Origin of the sequence: Photorhabdus sp. RM71S (assembly GCF_042879355.1) — a bacterium.
Classification (GTDB): Bacteria; Pseudomonadota; Gammaproteobacteria; order Enterobacterales; family Enterobacteriaceae; genus Photorhabdus; species Photorhabdus kayaii.
The window spans coordinates 1-283 of sequence record NZ_JBHFKV010000263.1; the positions used below are offsets into that span (position 1 = coordinate 1).

The 283-nt window shown below is 62.9% G+C and carries 1 pseudogene; it reads left to right on the plus strand.

The window, feature by feature from the left end:
• Positions 1 to 61: 61 nt before the first annotated feature.
• Positions 62 to 283: pseudogene (locus ACGF5R_RS24820) on the plus strand (hypothetical protein); the annotation flags it as partial.

Sequence of the window (283 nt, forward strand, 5' to 3'; positions counted from 1 at the left end):
CGAGGGCATGGATGCCAACGGCTATCTGTGTCAGGTCGCCGAGCCGGAACGGGCCTTCGGGTTGTTGCTCGACAGTGCCGTGCCGATGCAGGAAGCGGCAGAGGTACAGGCTACCACCGCAACAGAGCGGGCCGCACTGGCTGAACATCAGCCGGTTCCGGTGCCGGAAACAGTCAGCACATTAGCCGCCGGTATAGCCGCGTTGCCGTCAATGCCGAATGTGGTCTGGGAAACCGGCGCTAACGGCGAGATATCCCTCACCCTCGGCACTCAACAGTGGGGT